Source organism: Enterococcus sp. DIV0970a (assembly GCF_051711265.1).
In the GTDB taxonomy this organism is placed as follows: Bacteria; Bacillota; Bacilli; order Lactobacillales; family Enterococcaceae; genus Enterococcus_D; species Enterococcus_D casseliflavus.
The window spans coordinates 3,366,511-3,386,898 of record NZ_JBIOMF010000001.1 but is presented as its reverse complement, the minus strand read 5'-3'; the positions used below and the strand labels follow the sequence as shown (position 1 = coordinate 3,386,898).

The window sequence follows — 20,388 nt, the reverse complement described above, 5'->3', positions numbered from 1 at the left end:
TCAACCATAGGTTTGTGTGTTGGACAAATTGTTGCGCTTCAACGGGAGATGAATAATAAAGGACGTCCATTCTGGCGTTGATTTGGCATAGATATAGCCGCCATGTAAGGCGACGATGCTTTGAGCGATCGCTAGACCTAAGCCAGTTCCTCCTGTTTCTTGAGAGCGGGATTCTTCCACTCGATAGAAACGGTCGAATAGAGAATCAAGGGCTTGCTTAGGAATCATCTGCCCATTGTTTTTGACGGTTAAGATCGCTTCGGTTCCGACTTTCTCGACCTCCATGCGGATCTTATCGGCGCCTTTGCCGTATTTCAAGGCATTTGACAGCAGGTTGTTGAAAACTCGCACCAGTTTTTCGGTATCGCCATCCATTTCGATATGCTCTGGACGGGTGTAGGTTTCGATCTTGATGCCTTTTCGGCTAGCTTCTAATTCAAAGTCTGCCGCCAATTGTTCCACTAGCTGGGCCATATCGAATTCCATCACATTAATGGGCACGCTAGGCTGACGCACTTTCGTGTATTCAAACAAATCATCGACGAGGGATTTCATTTGTTTGGCTTTGACATACGCCGTATGAGTATATTTCAGCAATTCTTCTTCCGAATGGTATTGTCGATCTTCAATTAGACCTAAGTAGCCGATGATCGAAGTCAATGGTGTCCGAATGTCATGACTGACATTGGTGATCAGCTCATCTTTGGATTGCTCGATCCGCCGTTCATCTTCGATCGCCGCCACCGTACTGTCGACTAAGCCATTGATATTAGAAACGATCCGACTTAAATCGCCCCGTAACTCGAAGGGGATGCGATGATCGTAGTTGCCTTCTGCGATAAAGTGCAGCTCGCTGATAATGTGACGTAGCTGCATTTGATGGTAACGACGAATCAAACGCCAATATAAGACGATCACATCTAATAGGAAGAACATCGGTAGAATGAAGTTGCGACCACTGCGGAAGATATCTGTGTTGAAGGCAGCCGTGAACGCATTCTTCGATTCATAGATCGCTTCGACTAAAACCGGTGAGTTTTCCCTTATTGAGGTCAAGATGACCAAAATAGCGACATTTAATAGAAGTAAAAGAACAATCGTTACAATTCCTTCCGCAAATAACTCACTGATTTCCTTTGAGGTCAACGTGATCCGTTTCTTTTTTTCGATTGGTGTGTTGCGCTTTTTTTCAGTTGGTTTACTTCGCATCTATTTTGTAGCCGACCCCCCATACTGTTTGGATGACTTTTTCACCATCCGTGGCTTCTTCGATCTTATCTCGCAAGTGACTGACATGGACCATCACTGTTTTGGCAGAAACGACACTTTCTTGTTTCCAAACTCGTTCAAAAATCTCATCGGCGCTAAAGACACGGTTGGGATGCGATGCCAATAAGTAGAGGATGCCAAATTCTAATGCGGTCAATTGGATCTCATTGCCATCCACCGTTTTTACTTCATGGGAATCGCGGTTGATGATAAGTGAGCTTACTTCCAGAATCTCTGGTTGATTTGAAGCAGCCTGCATCTTGGTTCTTCTCAATAACGATTTTACCCGTGCCATGACTTCTAATGGATTGAAAGGTTTGGTGACATAATCATCAGCACCGGCGACCAATCCACGAATCTTATCCATATCGGTTGTTTTAGCGGTCAACATAATAATGGGGATTTGGGATTCTTTTCTCAATTCTTTGACGACTTGCATGCCGTCCATTTCAGGCATCATGATATCTAAGATCAATAGCTCGATATCAGAAGTGGTGCGAATCTTGGTCAGTGCTTCTTTTCCATCGTATGCTTTGACCGATTCATAGCCTTCATTGTGTAAGTAAATGCTTAATAGTTCTACGATCTCTTTGTCATCATCTGCTACAAGTATTTTCATACTGGGTCCTCCTAGGAACAATATTCTTTTCTCCATTTTAGCAAATATTCCACAAAATAGATAAAATCATACTTAAATTTATAAGAATGATAGGAATTAAGAAAACACAAAAAGGAAAAAGACGAACGATAGGCTAATAATAACGGAAAAAGTCCTTAAAAAAGGCGGAAATAACGGACTAAAAATCACGAATCATCTTTGGAAACGGAGTAACTAGAAACGTTGGTCTATCAATCATTTTATGGTTGACGAATAGCACAAGTCTTGGTATATTATTACATGTGCCAAATGACTAAATGAATTCCTAAAAAGAATTGAAAAAAGTAGTTGACGCACAGCTCGACAGATGATATTATAACGAAGTCGCAATTTTAAAATAGTTAATTGATGTTGATACATCAACAAAATTAATTGCAAAAAGTTGTTGACAAATAACAAATCATTTGTTATTCTAATTAAGTCGCTGAGACAGCCGCTACGAAGTTGAAAAACAACGAGCGAAAAAACTTTTAAAAAAGAGTTGACAATTAAATGCCACCCTGATATAATATAAAAGTTGCTAACACAGCACGGTAGACCTTTGAAAACTGAACAAAGCAAGCAAACGAACCAATGTGTAGGACGTTTCAATTTATTGGAACAAATACATGCAAGCAATAGCTAGCAAAGTTAATTTTTATGAGCTTAATGACCGTATGGTCATTCAAACAAATCATTATGAGAGTTTGATCCTGGCTCAGGACGAACGCTGGCGGCGTGCCTAATACATGCAAGTCGAACGCTTTTTCTTTCACCGGAGCTTGCTCCACCGAAAGAAAAAGAGTGGCGAACGGGTGAGTAACACGTGGGTAACCTGCCCATCAGAAGGGGATAACACTTGGAAACAGGTGCTAATACCGTATAACACTATTTTCCGCATGGAAGAAAGTTGAAAGGCGCTTTTGCGTCACTGATGGATGGACCCGCGGTGCATTAGCTAGTTGGTGAGGTAACGGCTCACCAAGGCAACGATGCATAGCCGACCTGAGAGGGTGATCGGCCACACTGGGACTGAGACACGGCCCAGACTCCTACGGGAGGCAGCAGTAGGGAATCTTCGGCAATGGACGAAAGTCTGACCGAGCAACGCCGCGTGAGTGAAGAAGGTTTTCGGATCGTAAAACTCTGTTGTTAGAGAAGAACAAGGATGAGAGTAAAATGTTCATCCCTTGACGGTATCTAACCAGAAAGCCACGGCTAACTACGTGCCAGCAGCCGCGGTAATACGTAGGTGGCAAGCGTTGTCCGGATTTATTGGGCGTAAAGCGAGCGCAGGCGGTTTCTTAAGTCTGATGTGAAAGCCCCCGGCTCAACCGGGGAGGGTCATTGGAAACTGGGAGACTTGAGTGCAGAAGAGGAGAGTGGAATTCCATGTGTAGCGGTGAAATGCGTAGATATATGGAGGAACACCAGTGGCGAAGGCGGCTCTCTGGTCTGTAACTGACGCTGAGGCTCGAAAGCGTGGGGAGCGAACAGGATTAGATACCCTGGTAGTCCACGCCGTAAACGATGAGTGCTAAGTGTTGGAGGGTTTCCGCCCTTCAGTGCTGCAGCAAACGCATTAAGCACTCCGCCTGGGGAGTACGACCGCAAGGTTGAAACTCAAAGGAATTGACGGGGGCCCGCACAAGCGGTGGAGCATGTGGTTTAATTCGAAGCAACGCGAAGAACCTTACCAGGTCTTGACATCCTTTGACCACTCTAGAGATAGAGCTTCCCCTTCGGGGGCAAAGTGACAGGTGGTGCATGGTTGTCGTCAGCTCGTGTCGTGAGATGTTGGGTTAAGTCCCGCAACGAGCGCAACCCTTATTGTTAGTTGCCATCATTTAGTTGGGCACTCTAGCGAGACTGCCGGTGACAAACCGGAGGAAGGTGGGGATGACGTCAAATCATCATGCCCCTTATGACCTGGGCTACACACGTGCTACAATGGGAAGTACAACGAGTTGCGAAGTCGCGAGGCTAAGCTAATCTCTTAAAGCTTCTCTCAGTTCGGATTGTAGGCTGCAACTCGCCTACATGAAGCCGGAATCGCTAGTAATCGCGGATCAGCACGCCGCGGTGAATACGTTCCCGGGCCTTGTACACACCGCCCGTCACACCACGAGAGTTTGTAACACCCGAAGTCGGTGAGGTAACCTTTTTGGAGCCAGCCGCCTAAGGTGGGATAGATGATTGGGGTGAAGTCGTAACAAGGTAGCCGTATCGGAAGGTGCGGCTGGATCACCTCCTTTCTAAGGAATATTTCGGAAGACTACACATCGTTTGCCTTTGTTCAGTTTTGAGAGGTTTACTCTCAAACAAAATTTGTTCATTGAAAACTGGATATCGAAGAAATAATCAAAACAAGTAACACACACCGAGTTGAAATGTTAAAAGAGTTTTTTAATAAGTTCAACGCTTATTTTCTTGAGCAACCTTCTATCGCTAGAAGAAGTACTCAAAACCGACCGAAAGGTCAAAGGTTAAGTGAATAAGGGCGCACGGTGGATGCCTTGGCACTAGGAGCCGATGAAGGACGGGACTAACACCGATATGCTTTGGGGAGCTGTAAGTAAGCTATGATCCAGAGATTTCCGAATGGGGGAACCCAGCATCTTTTATAGGATGTTACGTCTGCGTGAATACATAGCGCAGTCGAGGTAGACGCAGAGAACTGAAACATCTAAGTACCTGCAGGAAGAGAAAGAAAATTCGATTCCCTGAGTAGCGGCGAGCGAAACGGGAAAAGCCCAAACCAACAAGCTTGCTTGTTGGGGTTGTAGGACTCCGATATGGTAGTCTATTCAGATAGTCGAAATACTTGGAAAAGTATGTCAAAGAGGGTAAAAACCCCGTAGGCGAAATTTGGATAACACCTAGGAGGATCCTGAGTACGGCGGAACACGAGGAATTCCGTCGGAATCCGGGAGGACCATCTCCCAAGGCTAAATACTCCCTAGTGACCGATAGTGAACCAGTACCGTGAGGGAAAGGTGAAAAGCACCCCGGAAGGGGAGTGAAATAGATCCTGAAACCGTGTGCCTACAACAAGTTAGAGCCCGTTAATGGGTGATAGCGTGCCTTTTGTAGAATGAACCGGCGAGTTACGATAGCATGCGAGGTTAAGTTGAAGAGACGGAGCCGTAGCGAAAGCGAGTCTGAATAGGGCGAATGAGTATGTTGTCGTAGACCCGAAACCATGTGATCTACCCATGTCCAGGTTGAAGGTGCGGTAAAACGCACTGGAGGACCGAACCCACGTACGTTGAAAAGTGCGGGGATGAGGTGTGGGTAGCGGAGAAATTCCAAACGAACTTGGAGATAGCTGGTTCTCTCCGAAATAGCTTTAGGGCTAGCCTCGGAATTGAGAATGATGGAGGTAGAGCACTGTTTGGACTAGGGGCCCATCTCGGGTTACCGAATTCAGATAAACTCCGAATGCCATTCATTCATATCCGGGAGTCAGACTGTGAGTGATAAGATCCATAGTCGAAAGGGAAACAGCCCAGACCACCAGCTAAGGTCCCCAAATAACTATTAAGTGGAAAAGGATGTGGGGTTGCACAGACAACTAGGATGTTGGCTTAGAAGCAGCCACCATTTAAAGAGTGCGTAATAGCTCACTAGTCGAGTGACCCTGCGCCGAAAATGTACCGGGGCTAAATAGTTTACCGAAGCTGTGGAGTGCACCATTAGGTGCATTGGTAGGAGAGCGTTCTAAGGGCGTTGAAGGCAGATCGTGAGGACTGCTGGAGCGCTTAGAAGTGAGAATGCCGGTATGAGTAGCGAAAGACAGGTGAGAATCCTGTCCACCGAATGACTAAGGTTTCCTGGGGAAGGCTCGTCCGCCCAGGGTTAGTCGGGACCTAAGCCGAGGCCGACAGGCGTAGGCGATGGACAACAGGTTGATATTCCTGTACCCGTTGTTTTTGTTTGAGCAATGGAGGGACGCAGGAGGCTAAGAAGTGCAGACTGATGGATATGTCTGTTCAAGCAGTAAGTCTTGGTAGGAGTCAAATGCTTCTACCTATACGGACAAGCTGTGATGAGGAGGGAAATAATAGTACCGAAGCTTCTGATGTCACACTGCCAAGAAAAGCTTCTAGTGAGAAAACAACGGCCCGTACCGCAAACCGACACAGGTAGTCGAGGAGAGAATCCTAAGGTGAGCGAGAGAACTCTCGTTAAGGAACTCGGCAAAATGACCCCGTAACTTCGGGAGAAGGGGTGCTGCTCTAACGAGCAGCCGCAGTGAATAGGCCCAAGCGACTGTTTATCAAAAACACAGGTCTCTGCAAAATCGAAAGATGACGTATAGGGGCTGACGCCTGCCCGGTGCTGGAAGGTTAAGAGGAGTGCTTAGCGTAAGCGAAGGTACGAATTGAAGCCCCAGTAAACGGCGGCCGTAACTATAACGGTCCTAAGGTAGCGAAATTCCTTGTCGGGTAAGTTCCGACCCGCACGAAAGGCGTAACGATTTGGGCACTGTCTCAACGAGAGACTCGGTGAAATTTTAGTACCTGTGAAGATGCAGGTTACCCGCGACAGGACGGAAAGACCCCATGGAGCTTTACTGTAGTTTGATATTGAGTGTCTGTACCGCATGTACAGGATAGGTAGGAGCCGTAGAGATCGGGACGCCAGTTTCGATGGAGGCAATGGTGGGATACTACCCTTGCGTTATGGCCACTCTAACCCGCAGCCCTTATCGGGCTGGGAGACAGTGTCAGATGGGCAGTTTGACTGGGGCGGTCGCCTCCTAAAAGGTAACGGAGGCGCCCAAAGGTTCCCTCAGAATGGTTGGAAATCATTCGAAGAGTGTAAAGGCAGAAGGGAGCTTGACTGCGAGAGCTACAACTCGAGCAGGGACGAAAGTCGGGCTTAGTGATCCGGTGGTTCCGCATGGAAGGGCCATCGCTCAACGGATAAAAGCTACCCTGGGGATAACAGGCTTATCTCCCCCAAGAGTCCACATCGACGGGGAGGTTTGGCACCTCGATGTCGGCTCGTCGCATCCTGGGGCTGTAGTCGGTCCCAAGGGTTGGGCTGTTCGCCCATTAAAGCGGCACGCGAGCTGGGTTCAGAACGTCGTGAGACAGTTCGGTCCCTATCCGTCGCGGGCGTTGGAAATTTGAGAGGAGCTGTCCTTAGTACGAGAGGACCGGGATGGACTTACCGCTGGTGTACCAGTTGTCTCGCCAGAGGCATCGCTGGGTAGCTATGTAGGGAAGGGATAAACGCTGAAAGCATCTAAGTGTGAAGCCCACCTCAAGATGAGATTTCCCATTTCTTTAAGAAAGTAAGATCCCTGAGAGATGATCAGGTAGATAGGTCAGAAGTGGAAGGCCAGTGATGGTTGGAGCGGACTGATACTAATCGATCGAGGACTTAACCAAAAAGAAAAAAGCACGTAAACTCGGAAGAGTTTTGATTTCTTCGATCCAGTTTTGAGTGAGCAACACTTACTCAATTGAATAGTGTGGTGGCGATAGCAAGAAGGATACACCTGTAACCATGCCGAACACAGAAGTTAAGCTTCTTAGCGCCGATTGTAGTGAAGGGTTTCCCTTTGTGAGAGTAGGACGTCGCCACGCGTTTTTTTTACCTTATGGGGGTTTAGCTCAGCTGGGAGAGCATCTGCCTTACAAGCAGAGGGTCAGCGGTTCGATCCCGTTAACCCCCATATGAGTCGTTAGCTCAGTTGGTAGAGCATCTGACTTTTAATCAGAGGGTCACAGGTTCGAGCCCTGTACGACTCATAGTAATAACCTATGCGGGTGTGGCGGAATTGGCAGACGCACTAGATTTAGGATCTAGCGCCTTCGGGCGTGGGGGTTCAAGTCCCTTCACCCGCACTTCATTGCCGGCTTAGCTCAGTTGGTAGAGCATCTGATTTGTAATCAGAGGGTCGAGGGTTCAAGTCCTTTAGCCGGCATCAGGAATATGCGGAAATAGCTCAGTGGTAGAGCACCACCTTGCCAAGGTGGGGGTCGCGGGTTCGAACCCCGTTTTCCGCTTTGCCTTAGCAATTTTCAGCCGGGGTGGCGGAACTGGCAGACGCACAGGACTTAAAATCCTGCGGTGAGTGATCACCGTACCGGTTCGATTCCGGTCCTCGGCATTTCATAATATGCGCCCATAGCTCAATTGGATAGAGTGTTTGACTACGGATCAAAAGGTTAGGGGTTCGACTCCTCTTGGGCGCGTAGTCTTTTTATTTGTTTCATTTTTATTATCGGGAAGTAGCTCAGCTTGGTAGAGCACTTGGTTTGGGACCAAGGGGTCGCAGGTTCGAATCCTGTCTTCCCGATTTTTTGATGCCTGAAGCATTCGCTTCAGGCTTTTTTTGTGTTTTCAGCCAGTGAGAAGACCTGAAAATATGATACAATAGTAAAAAACGAGGAGGAAATTGTTTGAAGGGAAAAATCATCAAAGCGCTAAGCGGATTTTATTATGTGGCATCAGAAGATGAAATCTTTCAAACCCGCGCTCGAGGAAATTTTCGGAATCGAAAAATCACTCCTTTGGTGGGGGATGAAGTGATCTTTGAAAGCAGCAATCAAACAGACGGTTATCTTTTAGAGATCTTGCCGCGAAAAAATGAGCTGGTTCGACCGCCAGTCGCAAATGTGGATCAAGGGGTGGTCGTGACAAGTCTAGTTGAGCCGAACTTCTCCTATAACCTATTGGATCGCTTTTTAGTGACGTTAGAGTATGAGGGGATCGAACCGATCGTCTTTTTGACAAAAGCGGATCTTGTGAAAGATCTTGCCGCAATGAAAGCAATTGAGGAGACCTATCAAGCAATTGGCTACCACGTGATCACGTCAAAAGCAGAAGGCGAAGATCTATTGGAACTTCAACGGTACTTTCCTGAGCGGATCACCGTATTTATGGGACAATCCGGTGCTGGAAAGTCGACATTGCTGAATCGGATCGTCCCAGAATTGGCATTGGAAACGGGAGTGATCTCAGAATCTCTCGGGCGGGGGAAACATACGACCCGTCATGTGGAGCTCTTGCCGATTTGTGATGGATTGGTTGCCGATACACCAGGATTTAGTTCGATCGACTTTTTGGAAATCGAAGCGGTGGAGTTACCCAAACTATTTCCTGACTTTTTAGCGGTAGCTGCCAACTGTCGTTTTAGGGAATGTAGGCACCTTAATGAACCTGATTGTGCAGTTAAGCAGGGGGTTGCAGCAAATGAGATTGCCGAGACTCGTTATAAGAATTACGTGCAATTTTTAGAAGAGATTGAAAACCGACGTCCGGTTTATAAAAAGAAGAAAAAGTGAGGGAAAAGCATGATAAAACTAGCACCATCTATTTTAAGTGCCGATTTTGCAAATCTTCAAAGAGACATTGAGCTGGTAGAGCGCCATGGCGCAGATTATATTCACGTAGACGTGATGGACGGTCATTTCGTCCCTAATATTACCTTAGGCCCAAACATCGTTAAAGCGATTCGCCCAGTTACCAAACTGCCGTTGGATGTTCACCTAATGATCACCGAACCAGAAAAGTATATCCATGCCTTCGCAGAAGCTGGGGCAGATATCATTGGGATCCACGCGGAAGCAACACCTCATATCCATCGTGCGATCCAAATGATCGTGGCAGAAAATGTCAAAGCAGAAATCGTCATCAACCCAGGCACACCAGTATCAGCCATTGAACATGTTTTATCTATGTGTGATCAAGTGTTAGTCATGACGGTCAATCCTGGATTTGGTGGGCAATCCTTTATTGAAGAATCACTAGAAAAAATTGCGGTACTGGCTGCTTTAAAAGAAGAAAAAGGCTACCAATATGATATCGAAGTAGATGGCGGGATCGTTCCTGAGACAGCCAAACGCTGCCTGGAAGCAGGCGCAAATGTCTTTGTAGCAGGAAGCTATATTTACGATGCCGATGAACCTGCGGCGCAAATCAGAGCCTTGAAAGAAGCTTTACAGTAAATGAAAATTTTGTTAGCGGCAGGTGGAAGTCCTGAAAATTGGCCACAGTTGATGGCGTATGATAAATACATTGGAATTGATCGTGGGGCCCTGTTTTTGCTTCAGCACCAACGGCCAGTCGATCTGGCAATCGGTGATTTCGACTCCCTGACCGCAGCAGAACTGCAAGCGGTCAAACAACAAGTTAAGACAGTGATCCAAGCCCCTGCTGAAAAAGATGATACAGATACTCAATTGGCATTGGTTGAGACGTTGCGTCTTTATCCAGAAGCGCAAATCGACGTGACTGGTGCAACGGGGGGACGCCTTGACCATCTTTTAGCCAATCTGTGGTTAGTTTTAGAAGATCGGTTTCGTCCATTTGCCCCAAATCTGCGTTTTTTAGATCGTCAAAATGTCGTTCAGTTCTTTTTACCAGGCACCTATCAATTAGAAAAAGAACCCGAGATGCAGTATTTGGCGTATTGCTGTTTGACGCCGGTAACAGATTTGACGTTGATAGGTAGCAAGTATTTATTAGAAAACGTCCAAGTGCCGTACCCAACTTCTTATGCCAGCAATGAATTTCTGACACAAACAGCAGGTTTTTCCTTTAGCAGCGGGATGATAGCAGTCATTCAAAGTTGTGATTAAGAGACGCAACGTCTCTTTTTTTTGTTGAAAATTTCAGAAACTTAATTACAAAAAAAACATTAAGACGGTCAACTTAGCTTTTGTTTGCAGGGTATTAATGGTAAAATTGGAACTACAGTTTGGAATTATTTGAGGTGTCTTTGTGAAAAAGTTTAATCCTAATAAAAATATTATCATCACATTGATTATTGTGATTTTAGTTGTCACCGTATTAAGCGTGACGATCGCCCGCAGAGCTGCGGGAAACTCCACCAATGTTGTGCAATCAACGGTCAATGACTCCGTTGGCTTTATCGATAAAGTGATTACGGCGCCTTTTCGTTGGATCGAAAATGGTGCGAATTCAGTCAAAAACTTGTTTGTGACGTATGAAGAAAATGAACGTTTAAAAGAGAAATTGGACAGTTTTGATGAATTGGAACAAGCGAAGGACAATGCGCAAAGAGAAATCGATGCCTTGAAAGAAGAGCTAGAGCTGAATGCGACCTTGACGAATTATGAACGGATCTCCGCCAATGTCATCAATCGGTCACCTGATACTTGGCAAGATATGCTGATCGTGGATCGAGGCTCAAGAGACGGCGTTGAGGTCAACATGGCGGTCATGTCGCAAAAAGGCTTGATTGGTCGTGTGATAGAAGTCAATGCAGCTTCTTCTAAAATTGAACTTTTGACTTCTGAAAACCAGAATTCTAACCACTATCCGGTTCGGATCAGCGGCGAAGATGGGTCAAACTTTGGGATTCTAAGTAGTTACGATCAAAAAGAACGTTCCTTGGTCATTACCCAGTTGACAGGGGACAATGAGCTGAAGGAAGGCGATGTCGTGCAGACCTCTGGATTAGGAGGAAACTCACCTGCCGACTTAGCGATCGGAACAGTGATCCGTACCACCAAAGATGAGTTTGGTCTTGATACCCAAGTGTTTGTAAAACCGTATGCCCAAATGTATGATATTCAAGCAGTAACGATTATCAAACGCTTGGCAGGTGAGGAATAGCCATGAAAAAGCATGACTACATCAAATACCTGGCAGCGGGCGTCTTCTTTTTGATGATGTTGGCAGATGGACAACTGACGCGTTTTTTAGAAAAATGGACCCAAGACAATTATATCGCCAGTGCGCATCTTTTATTGATCGCCCTTTTATGTGGCGCGAAGTATTTGCCGAAAAACTTTTTGATCACCACGGCGCTTGTGATCGGCTGCCTCTATGACGTGTATTATGTCGGTGTGATCGGCATCTACACGGTGGCGTTTCCCTTGATCGTGTGGATCATGTATATTTTGCAAAATACGCTTTATCAAAATGTATTTACCATGTTTTTCGGAATGATCATCTTTGTTACAAGCTTAGAAGTTGTGACGTTGGGCGTCCAGTTGCTATTTAAGATCGCATCAGTTAGCACGTCATTCTTTGTTTCCCGCTTTTTAGCACCAACGCTTTTATTGAACATCATTTTGTTTATCCTTTTAGTCGTTCCATTCATGAAGCTATTCAAAGACGAATAGCTTCATTTTTTTTGCGTTTGACTGTATAAAAATAACAGCGATTGAAATGTTTTTGTAATATTCCTTTTATCTCTCTGACATACGGCTGTGTTACAATCACACTATCGTGAAGGACTTTAGGTATTCTTAAGCATTTATACATAAAAAAACCATATTAGGGGAAGCAACAGCCGGAGGAATGAAGAGTGAAAAAGCGAATTTTATCTTTATTGTTAGTAAGTTCAATTGTTCTTACTTCTGCAGCAGCACCGACACTTGTCTTTGCATCAGATTTTGACAATAAAATTGAAGAAAAAAATAAGGAGATCTCTGACTTGCAAAGCCAGCAAGCGAGCATCCAGTCACAAGTAGCAGCACTTGAAAGCGACGTGGCTGCAATCAATGAAAAAGCCCAAACTTTGTTGCAACAACAAGGTGATTTGCGTGCGGATTCTGAAAAGTTGAAGCAAGAAATTGCTGATTTGAAAGTCAGAATCGAAAAGCGTGAAGAAGCGATCCAAAAACAAGCCCGTGACGTTCAAGTCAATGGACAAAGCACGAACTTTATTGATGCAGTATTAGAAGCTGACTCTTTAACAGATGCTATTGGCCGTGTGCAAGCAATGACGACGATCGTCAATGCTAATAAAGATCTTGTGGATCAACAAAAGGCAGACCAAGAAGCAGTTGAAGCGAAAAAAGCGGAAAACGACGATAAATTGGCAGAGATCGCAGCGAACCAATTTGAATTAGAAACACAATTAGGGGATTTACAAGCCAAACAAGCTGATTTGAATGTTTTGCAAGCGGAATTGGCTGTTCAACAAGCATCTAAAGAAGATGAAAAAGCTGATTTAGAAAAACAAAAAGAAGAATACGAAGCAGAACAAGCTCGCATCGCTGCAGAAGAAGCGGCAGCAGCAGCAGCTCGTGAACAAGCAGCACAAGAAGCAGCGGCTCAAGAAGCGGCAGCAGCTGAAGCAGCTACTCAGGAAGCAGCATCAAGCGAGTCTTCAACGTCGAATTCAACGACATCAAACTCAACAACAAATTCTAGTACGACGACTGATACTACGCAAGGCAGTTCATCACAAGGTGGCGGTTCAACAAATACGACACCATCGACTCCTGCCAACAATAATAATAGCAATAACAACCAAGGATCGAACAATAGCGGCAATGGTGCAAGCAATACTCCTGCACCCGCACAAACGGTCAACGGTTCAGCAATCGTAGCAGAAGCAATGAAATACATTGGTACTCCTTATGTATGGGGTGGTACGACACCAGACGGCTTTGACTGTTCTGGCTTTACACAATATGTATTTGCTAAAGTTGGGATCTCATTACCACGGGTAACTTACGCACAAGAATTTTCTGGTACGGTGATTTCGATCAATGAAGCAAAAGCTGGTGACTTGTTATTCTGGGGTAGCCGCGGAAGCACACACCACGTGGCGATCGCTATGGGTAACGGACAATACGTTCATGCACCAACACCAGGTCAAAATGTTTCTGTTAGCAGTTACTCTTATTACTCACCAGATTTCGCGGTACGCGTAAACTAAATCAATTGAAGCTATTTCAAAAGCTGGCGTTTTACGTCAGCTTTTTTTGATTTCTGTTTTAAAAAACGTATGCTTTTTTTGTTTTCAGTCTTGCCAGAACATCTTATAATAGAGAAGAGAAAGGAAGCGGATAAAATGAACAAGACCTCGTCTTCCAGAGAAAAAATGATAACGGTTAAGTTTTATACGAATTATCTTTCTCGCATGATGATGCCGAATTTAAGTATTTTTATTGCGTGGATGCTGATTTCATTCCTGCTACCTTTTTTTTCAGTCGATCAACAAGTGATCCAGCAAATGGAACAAGGGGTCTTGACTGTGCTGCTGCCCCTCATGATCGCCTATACAGGTGGGCAAATGTTGGCGCCTGAACGAGGTGGGGTCGTAGGAGCAGTGGCGGTCTTAGGGGCTATTCTCGCAACCGATATTCCCCAGGTCTTTGGGGCGATGCTGCTGGGGCCGCTAGCGGGCTGGCTATTGTACCGCAGTGATTCGATCGTGAGCAAAGTCAAAAGTGGCTATGAGATGCTGGTGCGCAATTTTATTGCAGGTGCGTTTGGCGGACTCCTTTTTTTAGGCAGTTACTTCCTATTGGCGCCGCTTTTTAATTGGTTCAGTCTCGGCAGCTATCAGCTGGTTGATTATTTTGTTCAGCAAAACGTTTTGCCCTTTATTCATATCATTGTAGAACCATTGAAGGTTTTGTTTTTTAATAATATTGTCAACCATGGTCTATTTACACCGCTAGGGATCGAAGCAGCGGCACTCAATGGTCAGTCGGTTTTATTTTTGATCGAGGCCAACCCCGGTCCAGGATTAGGGGTCTTAGCGGCGTATCTTTTTTTTGGTTCAAAGCGAAACCGAACGAATGCCGCAGCTTCCGTTTTTGTGCAGGCTATTGGTGGGATTCATGAAGTGTATTTCCCGTTTGTTCTGCTCGATCCTTGGGTGTTGCTCGGTCCGATCGTTGGTGGTTTCAGTGGCACGCTGATCTTCCAATTTTTAGGGGTAGGCTTAAGAGCGCCTGCGTCTCCGGGCTCGATCTTAGCGATTTTACTCAATACACCGCCGTCTATGATCCTAGGTGTCTTAGCTGGGATTATCGTCAGTACGGTCGTATCGTTTGCGATCGCTAGTGTGCTGTTAAAACGGAAGTCCAATATAGAAAATGAGGAGCGTAAGATGCCGAAAATGAAGAAAGTCACTGAGATCGTCGTGGCCTGTGACGCAGGGATGGGGTCCAGTGCGATTGGTGCCAGCATACTAAAAAAACAGTTACAAGAAGCCCAGCTAACGTTTCCTGTCCGCTATCAGTCGATTTATCGTGTGACGGATGATCCCAAGCTGTTAGTGATCACCCAACGGGAATTAGCAGCTATTGCCCAAAAGCAGACACCACACGCACAGCATTATGTGCTAGATAATTTTTTGGCGGCAGATGAGTATGCTCCGCTGATCCAAGAATTACAAAGAAGAGAACAGGATCCGCAAAAATCGTTACAAATCGAAGCAGCAAATCCGCTAGGGTTTTCAACGATCATCTTTTTGTATACTGGAAAAAAACGCGGTTCACAAACGATGGCAGTGGAGATACTAAGAAAAATGGCCCACCAACAAGCGCTTCCTTTGACCATCAAAAAAATGGCATATGAAGGACAAGCTCTTGATCCTACGGCAATCTATATCCTCCCGAAAGAACTTGCAGAAAAGTGCTCGATCCCAGATGTTCCTTTACTGGTGGTGGATGATTTATTGACGACAGATGCGTATCGTCAGTTACTGACAGAAGGAGTCGACTATGTTTTTGACCAATCGTGAAACACTTTTATTAACGGAATTGATGAATAGTACCGGTCCGGTTTCTTTAGATCGCATGATGCAAGTCTTAAAAGTCAGTAAACGAACGGTGTACCGTGAACTGGCTAATCTAGAAAAATCCTTAGAAACAGTAGATGCTACCTTAGAGAAGGTCGGTCGTGGTCATTTCCAAATTTTTGCATCAGAAACGAGCATTCGCCAATTGCAAGAAGCCATTATGGCAGATACCGATCAAGAATTCGCGGCTAGTGAGCGACAACATCGTATTTTGCTGCAACTGACTACCGCCACGAAGCCTGTATCTAGTCATTTCTTCTTGGATCGCTACCAAATCAGCAATACGACGTTTTTTTCAGATATCAAACAGCTAGAAGAAAGTCTCGCACGGCTGCCGTTAAGGATCGTGCGCAATCAAGGGTATGAGATCGAAGGCTCCGAAAAATATCGGCGGTTGATCACAGCCAATACACTAGTGATGGAGATCAATGAATACCAATTTTTCCATTTACTAGAAACCGATGATGAAGCCCCGTTTATTTTTCAATTTCTGTCCCGCGACCATCTATTGCTAGCCCAGCGGCTGATTCGGGAAACCATCGAACCGCAGTTCAAGGAACTTAGTGACCGCAAATTGGCGTTTATCGTCTTGATGCTGGCGCTAGCCATGGATCGTGTAGCTTTGGGCTACACGGTGGAAGAAGAGACGTACCCGAGTCAGATCAACAAAGACTTGCTGAAGGTGGCGAAAAAGATTTTTGCTCAGATCGCCGAAAAGACGAAACTGCTTTATTCCATCAACGAAATCGTCTTTTTTGCCGTGTTACTAGGTGATTTTGCTAATTCCTTTGATCGTGATTTTTTTGATGACAATTTTGATACTGACTTGGCTTATCGTGTGAAACGCTTGATCGAATTGGTCAGTGAGCAAACGGAAGTGGCGTTTTATGAAGATACGAACTTGTATAAAATGCTGCTGACCCATATCTCAGGAGTGATGACGCGGGCTATTTTAGAAGAAGATCATTTGAACAACCCTATCCTAGAAAAAATCATGAACCAGTATGTCGAGATCGCCAGCGGGATTCGCAATCATCTGCCGCAGATCTTTCCGCAGCAGCAGTTCTCGGAAGAAGAAATCGCCTATATGGTCCTGCATTTTGCCAATTCGTTGGAAAAAAATCCGAAAGTGTTAGAAGTCAATATTGCAGGGATCTCTCCTAGCGGATTAGCCTCCATCAGTTTATTAGAGATGCAGCTGCGGAAGCATTTTCCCTTTATCAATCAAATCACCTTCTTTCGAGTGGGGGATGTCAAACGGGAAAATATCGAGGAGACCTATGACTTGGTGATCTCGACTTCCTTGCTACCAGGGTATCAAGGAGAGTACAAACTCGTTTCACCGATCCTGCTCGAAGAAGACATTCAAGAGTTGAAGAAGGCCTTCCAAGCCATTAGTCAGAAAAAACGTTCCGCAAAAAAAGCGCCCTCTGCTTTGGTCAAAGAGGAATCCTATGAAGCGGTCTTGGCTTTTATCGAAGCCATTAACCAGCTATTGGCGCTGTTTCAAGTGCAGGCCATTGATAACCCAGCGGGCTTGGAAGAAACGTTGCAGCTGGTACTGACGTCTTTTGATGAACATGTTGTTTTGGATCGTGAGAAAGTCGTTGATCGTCTCTTACGGCGCTACTTCCAAGCGCCAGTGGGCATTCCTGACACTCACTTTGCCTTGTTTCACGCAGCGAGCTCGGCGATCTTGCAACCAGTTTTTCGTATTTTCGACTTGAAACAACCTTTGCCCCTTTTAGCGATGGATAAAAAAGAAATCGCTGTTACCCGTTTATTAGTCATGCTTGCGCCGTATCCTATCAATGAAACAAGCTCTCAGATGTTAGGAAAAATCAGTGGTTCGATCATTATGAATGATCTAAATACGGAGATTTTTAATTCGGGCAATGATTCGATTATTTATCAGTTGCTCTCTTCGCTCTTGATTGAAGAAGTAAAACAATAGGAGGGATCAGCGATGTATATTCCACAGGAGCGGATTTTGTTGGATCAACACTTTACCGATGCCACAGAGGCTCTGACAAAAATTGGCGAGTACTTAGTCAACCAGGAGATCGTTTCCTTGCCCTATGTCAAAAGCCTTTTGCGTCGCCATCAAAAAACAGGTGTTTACATCGGTAACTTTGTGGCATTGCCCCATGCGGAAGAAGAAGCCCAGCAATGGATCAAGGAAGAAGGACTCTTTTTGATCCAAGTGCCTGATGGCGTCGACTTCGGCACGAAGGAGCAGCCTAAAATCGCTACGATCCTTTTCGTAGTCGTCCTAAAAGAGCAGCAATTAGCTGTTTTGCAAGAAATCGCCTTTTTTTGTTCTGATATGCAGAATGTTCGGGTGCTTAGTGATACCGAATCGGTTGAAGAGATCCAACAGATTTTGCTGGCAGAAGAATAAGCGATCAGCAGCAGGCTGGCTTGCAACAAGAGCAGCGAACGAAATAAATGAATGAGCTGCCTCCGTGTACTTGCTCTTTCTACCTTGTGTAGAAGGAGCGGGTACACTTTTTTTTTTGCGTTTTGGCAAAATCCAAAAAAATGCTCCACGTGAAACATAACAAAAATAAGCGAGTGCAGGGGCTGCTCGCCTTTTTTTGTTCTATCCGTTTGGCTACAAGTTTTGGCACAGTTTTTTGTGCCAAAGTACGACTTTCGAGCTTTTTGGGAAGCGCCTACAATAAGGGTGTAAGCAGACGAGAGGAGAGAAAAAAATGGAACAGACACAAAAAGCAGCCAAATCATCAGTCAAAGCAAAAGTTCAAAAATTAGGCAGTACGTTGTCGAGTATGGTGATGCCGAATATCGGCGCATTGATTGCATGGGGTGTATTAACGGCATTATTTATTCCAGATGGGTATTTACCAAATGAAGCCTTTGCAACGATGGTCGGTCCAATGCTAACGTATTTGATCCCAATCTTGATCGGGTATACTGGCGGGAAAGTGATTGCTGGTGACCGCGGAGCCGTGGTTGGGGCGATCGCAACGATGGGGGTCATCGTCGGAACGGATATCCCAATGCTATTGGGTGCAATGATCATGGGTCCTTTAGGCGGTTGGGTCATCAAGAAATTTGACGAGATCTTCCAAGACAAAGTTCGCGCTGGCTTTGAAATGTTGGTCAACAACTTTTCATCAGGTTTGATCGGTTTTGCTTTAGCATTACTGGGCTTTGTAGCAATCGGGCCAGTTGTTAACACCTTGACAGAAGCAATGGCAGCAGGGGTCGAAGTAATCGTCAATGCCCACTTGATTCCATTAGCCAATATCTTTATTGAACCAGCAAAAATCTTATTCTTAAATAATGCTATCAACCATGGAATTTTGACACCACTAGGCACTGAGCAAGTCAGCGAATTTGGGAAATCGATTCTTTACTTGTTAGAAGCCAATCCTGGACCTGGTTTAGGAGTCTTGCTAGCCTTCACTTTCTTCGGAAAAGGAGCAGCGAAATCTTCGGCACCTGGAGCGATCATCATTCACTTTATCGGTGGGATCCATGAGATCTACTTCCCATACGTCATGATGAAACCATTGATGTTCTTAGCCGTGATTGCCGGCGGTGTATCAGGAAGCTTTACCTTCCAATTGCTAGGTGCAGGCTTACGGGCACCTGCTTCACCAGGTTCGATCATTGCGATCTTAGCAATGACGCCATTCAACTCAGTGATGAGTGTCGTTTCTGTCTTAGCGGGAATTGCCGTAGGAGCAGGCGTATCCTTTATCGTCGCTGCCGCGATCTTGAAAGCAGATGCGAAGGATACGGTGGATAATTTTGAAGAAAAAGTACAACAAACGCAAGCAGCAAAACTCAGCTCAAAAGGCTTGGCGGCTCAACCAATGACTGGCATCAATCGTATTATCTTCGCATGTGATGCAGGCATGGGCTCCAGTGCTATGGGGGCATCGATCTTACGGAAAAAAGTCAAAGAAGCGGGTCTTCCACAAAATGTTTCTAATTCCGCCATCAACAATTTAACGGACGATGCCAATACGCTGATCGTCACTCAAGAAGAATTGCAAGAACGTGCCAAACAAAAAGCGCCAAATGCGACCTTCGTCGCGGTTGAAAATTTCCTGAACTCTCCACGGTACGATGAAATCGTAGCCACATTGTCAGGGACTAAGACAACGGGGGAGTCAGCAAAAAAGTCTGAAGCAGGCAACCAGGTAGATGTTCCTTCCGCCAATGACCTTAAGCAAGTCAGCGAAATCATTTTGGCCCACGATGATCGCAAAGGTTCGGCAACGATGGCTCAGAAAGTCTTCCAAGATCTTTTAGCCAAAGAAGCTCTGACGATGCCGATCAGAAAAAGCCATATCAATGATCTCCATGCCAACGCCTCTTCACTGGTGATCACAAAAGAAGCCCTAACGCCGCAAGCGCAAACGTCAGCGCCAGAAGCGATCCACCTATCTGTCAATAATTTGATGGGAACGACGAACTATCAACGGATCGTAGCATCGATCAAAGCAGCAAATTAAGAAAGGATGAGCCGAATGCAAGTATTAGAAAAAGACATGATTGAATTGAACAAACAATTTGCGACCAAAGAAGAAGCCATTCGTTACTGCGGCGAAAAATTGCTGGCGGCAGGCTGTGTGGAAAAAGAATACGTCGAAGCCATGCTTGAGCGTGACGAGATGCTCTCAGTCTATATGGGGAACTTTATTGCGATTCCTCACGGCACGGATGAAGCCAAAAAATACGTCAAAAAATCTGGTATCTGTATCGTGCAAGTACCTGATGGCGTGAATTTCGGTACCGCGGACGAAGAAAAAATTGTCACCGTCCTTTTCGGCATCGCGGGCAAAGGGGAAGATCACCTGCAATTGGTCCAACAAATCGCCCTCTTTTGCAGCGATATCGATAACGTTGTCGAATTGGCGGATGCCTTAGATAAAGAAGAAATCGCCCAAAGTTTGACCGTAGCATAAGGATTTAAGGA

13 protein-coding genes, 8 tRNA genes and 3 rRNA genes are annotated in these 20,388 nt (G+C 45.5%); 22 read left to right on the top strand and 2 right to left on the bottom strand.

Features of this window, described 5'->3' with window-relative positions; all coding sequences use genetic code 11:
* Both IGK14_RS16395 and IGK14_RS16390 read right to left on the bottom strand, forming a co-directional pair.
* Positions 1–1,209 carry a sensor histidine kinase gene (locus IGK14_RS16395; protein ID WP_005226244.1) on the bottom strand — a complete coding sequence of 403 codons (1,209 nt, stop codon included), beginning with the start codon at positions 1,207–1,209 and terminating at the stop codon, positions 1–3.
* On the bottom strand, positions 1,199–1,888 hold the full coding sequence (locus IGK14_RS16390) for a response regulator transcription factor (RefSeq protein ID WP_008376963.1): 690 nt from the start codon (positions 1,886–1,888) through the stop codon (positions 1,199–1,201). The genes IGK14_RS16395 and IGK14_RS16390 overlap by 11 nt, the downstream gene beginning before the upstream one ends.
* A gap of 713 nt (positions 1,889–2,601) precedes the next feature.
* Between IGK14_RS16390 and IGK14_RS16385 the strand changes: the two genes are divergently transcribed.
* The 22 genes from IGK14_RS16385 to IGK14_RS16280 all read left to right on the top strand — a co-directional run bounded on the left by IGK14_RS16385 (position 2,602) and on the right by IGK14_RS16280 (position 20,377).
* A 16S ribosomal RNA gene (locus IGK14_RS16385) occupies positions 2,602–4,161 on the top strand.
* Positions 4,162–4,390: 229 nt separating this feature from the next.
* Positions 4,391–7,305: ribosomal RNA gene (locus IGK14_RS16380) — 23S ribosomal RNA — on the top strand.
* Between the two features lie 82 nt (positions 7,306–7,387).
* Positions 7,388–7,503 (top strand): 5S ribosomal RNA (rrf, locus tag IGK14_RS16375).
* Together the 16S, 23S and 5S rRNA genes with 8 tRNA genes alongside form the textbook arrangement of a ribosomal RNA operon.
* A gap of 16 nt (positions 7,504–7,519) precedes the next feature.
* Positions 7,520–7,592: transfer RNA gene (locus tag IGK14_RS16370), tRNA-Val, on the top strand.
* 3 nt (positions 7,593–7,595) lie between these two features.
* Positions 7,596–7,668: transfer RNA gene (locus IGK14_RS16365), tRNA-Lys, on the top strand.
* Positions 7,669–7,682: 14 nt separating this feature from the next.
* Positions 7,683–7,764, top strand: a tRNA-Leu gene (locus tag IGK14_RS16360).
* 7 nt (positions 7,765–7,771) lie between these two features.
* A tRNA-Thr gene (locus IGK14_RS16355) sits at positions 7,772–7,844 on the top strand.
* Between the two features lie 10 nt (positions 7,845–7,854).
* Positions 7,855–7,926, top strand: a tRNA-Gly gene (locus IGK14_RS16350).
* 18 nt (positions 7,927–7,944) lie between these two features.
* Positions 7,945–8,030: transfer RNA gene (locus IGK14_RS16345), tRNA-Leu, on the top strand.
* Positions 8,031–8,041: 11 nt separating this feature from the next.
* A tRNA-Arg gene (locus tag IGK14_RS16340) sits at positions 8,042–8,115 on the top strand.
* A gap of 30 nt (positions 8,116–8,145) precedes the next feature.
* Positions 8,146–8,219: transfer RNA gene (locus tag IGK14_RS16335), tRNA-Pro, on the top strand.
* A 103-nt stretch (positions 8,220–8,322) separates the two neighbouring features.
* Positions 8,323–9,207: a ribosome small subunit-dependent GTPase A gene (gene rsgA / locus IGK14_RS16330; protein WP_154694635.1), complete on the top strand. Its 885-nt coding sequence runs from the start codon at positions 8,323–8,325 to the stop codon at positions 9,205–9,207.
* Positions 9,208–9,216: 9 nt separating this feature from the next.
* Entirely contained in the window at positions 9,217–9,870 is a 654-nt protein-coding gene (gene rpe / locus IGK14_RS16325; RefSeq protein WP_010748842.1) for a ribulose-phosphate 3-epimerase, read from the top strand.
* On the top strand, positions 9,871–10,503 hold the full coding sequence (locus IGK14_RS16320; protein WP_010748843.1) for a thiamine diphosphokinase: 633 nt from the start codon (positions 9,871–9,873) through the stop codon (positions 10,501–10,503).
* A 142-nt stretch (positions 10,504–10,645) separates the two neighbouring features.
* A complete protein-coding gene (mreC, locus tag IGK14_RS16315) occupies positions 10,646–11,503 on the top strand; it encodes a rod shape-determining protein MreC (RefSeq protein ID WP_010748844.1) in 858 nt (285 codons plus the stop codon).
* Positions 11,504–11,505: 2 nt separating this feature from the next.
* Complete coding sequence (gene mreD, locus IGK14_RS16310; RefSeq protein WP_010748845.1) at positions 11,506–12,015, top strand: rod shape-determining protein MreD; 510 nt, start codon at positions 11,506–11,508, stop codon at positions 12,013–12,015.
* 185 nt (positions 12,016–12,200) lie between these two features.
* The gene (locus IGK14_RS16305) at positions 12,201–13,562 is read left to right on the top strand and encodes a C40 family peptidase (protein ID WP_154694634.1); all 1,362 of its coding nucleotides are present in this window, start codon (positions 12,201–12,203) and stop codon (positions 13,560–13,562) included.
* 69 nt (positions 13,563–13,631) lie between these two features.
* Positions 13,632–15,380: a PTS sugar transporter gene (locus IGK14_RS16300; protein WP_034696252.1), complete on the top strand. Its 1,749-nt coding sequence runs from the start codon at positions 13,632–13,634 to the stop codon at positions 15,378–15,380.
* Complete coding sequence (locus IGK14_RS16295; protein WP_438712632.1) at positions 15,361–17,391, top strand: BglG family transcription antiterminator; 2,031 nt, start codon at positions 15,361–15,363, stop codon at positions 17,389–17,391. Before IGK14_RS16300 ends, IGK14_RS16295 begins: the two co-directional genes overlap by 20 nt.
* 12 nt (positions 17,392–17,403) lie before the next feature.
* The gene (locus tag IGK14_RS16290) at positions 17,404–17,838 is read left to right on the top strand and encodes a PTS sugar transporter subunit IIA (protein WP_010748849.1); all 435 of its coding nucleotides are present in this window, start codon (positions 17,404–17,406) and stop codon (positions 17,836–17,838) included.
* Between the two features lie 313 nt (positions 17,839–18,151).
* On the top strand, positions 18,152–19,924 hold the full coding sequence (locus IGK14_RS16285) for a PTS mannitol transporter subunit IICBA (RefSeq protein WP_010748850.1): 1,773 nt from the start codon (positions 18,152–18,154) through the stop codon (positions 19,922–19,924).
* A 15-nt stretch (positions 19,925–19,939) separates the two neighbouring features.
* A complete protein-coding gene (locus IGK14_RS16280; protein WP_005230254.1) occupies positions 19,940–20,377 on the top strand; it encodes a PTS sugar transporter subunit IIA in 438 nt (145 codons plus the stop codon).
* Positions 20,378–20,388 lie beyond the last annotated feature (11 nt).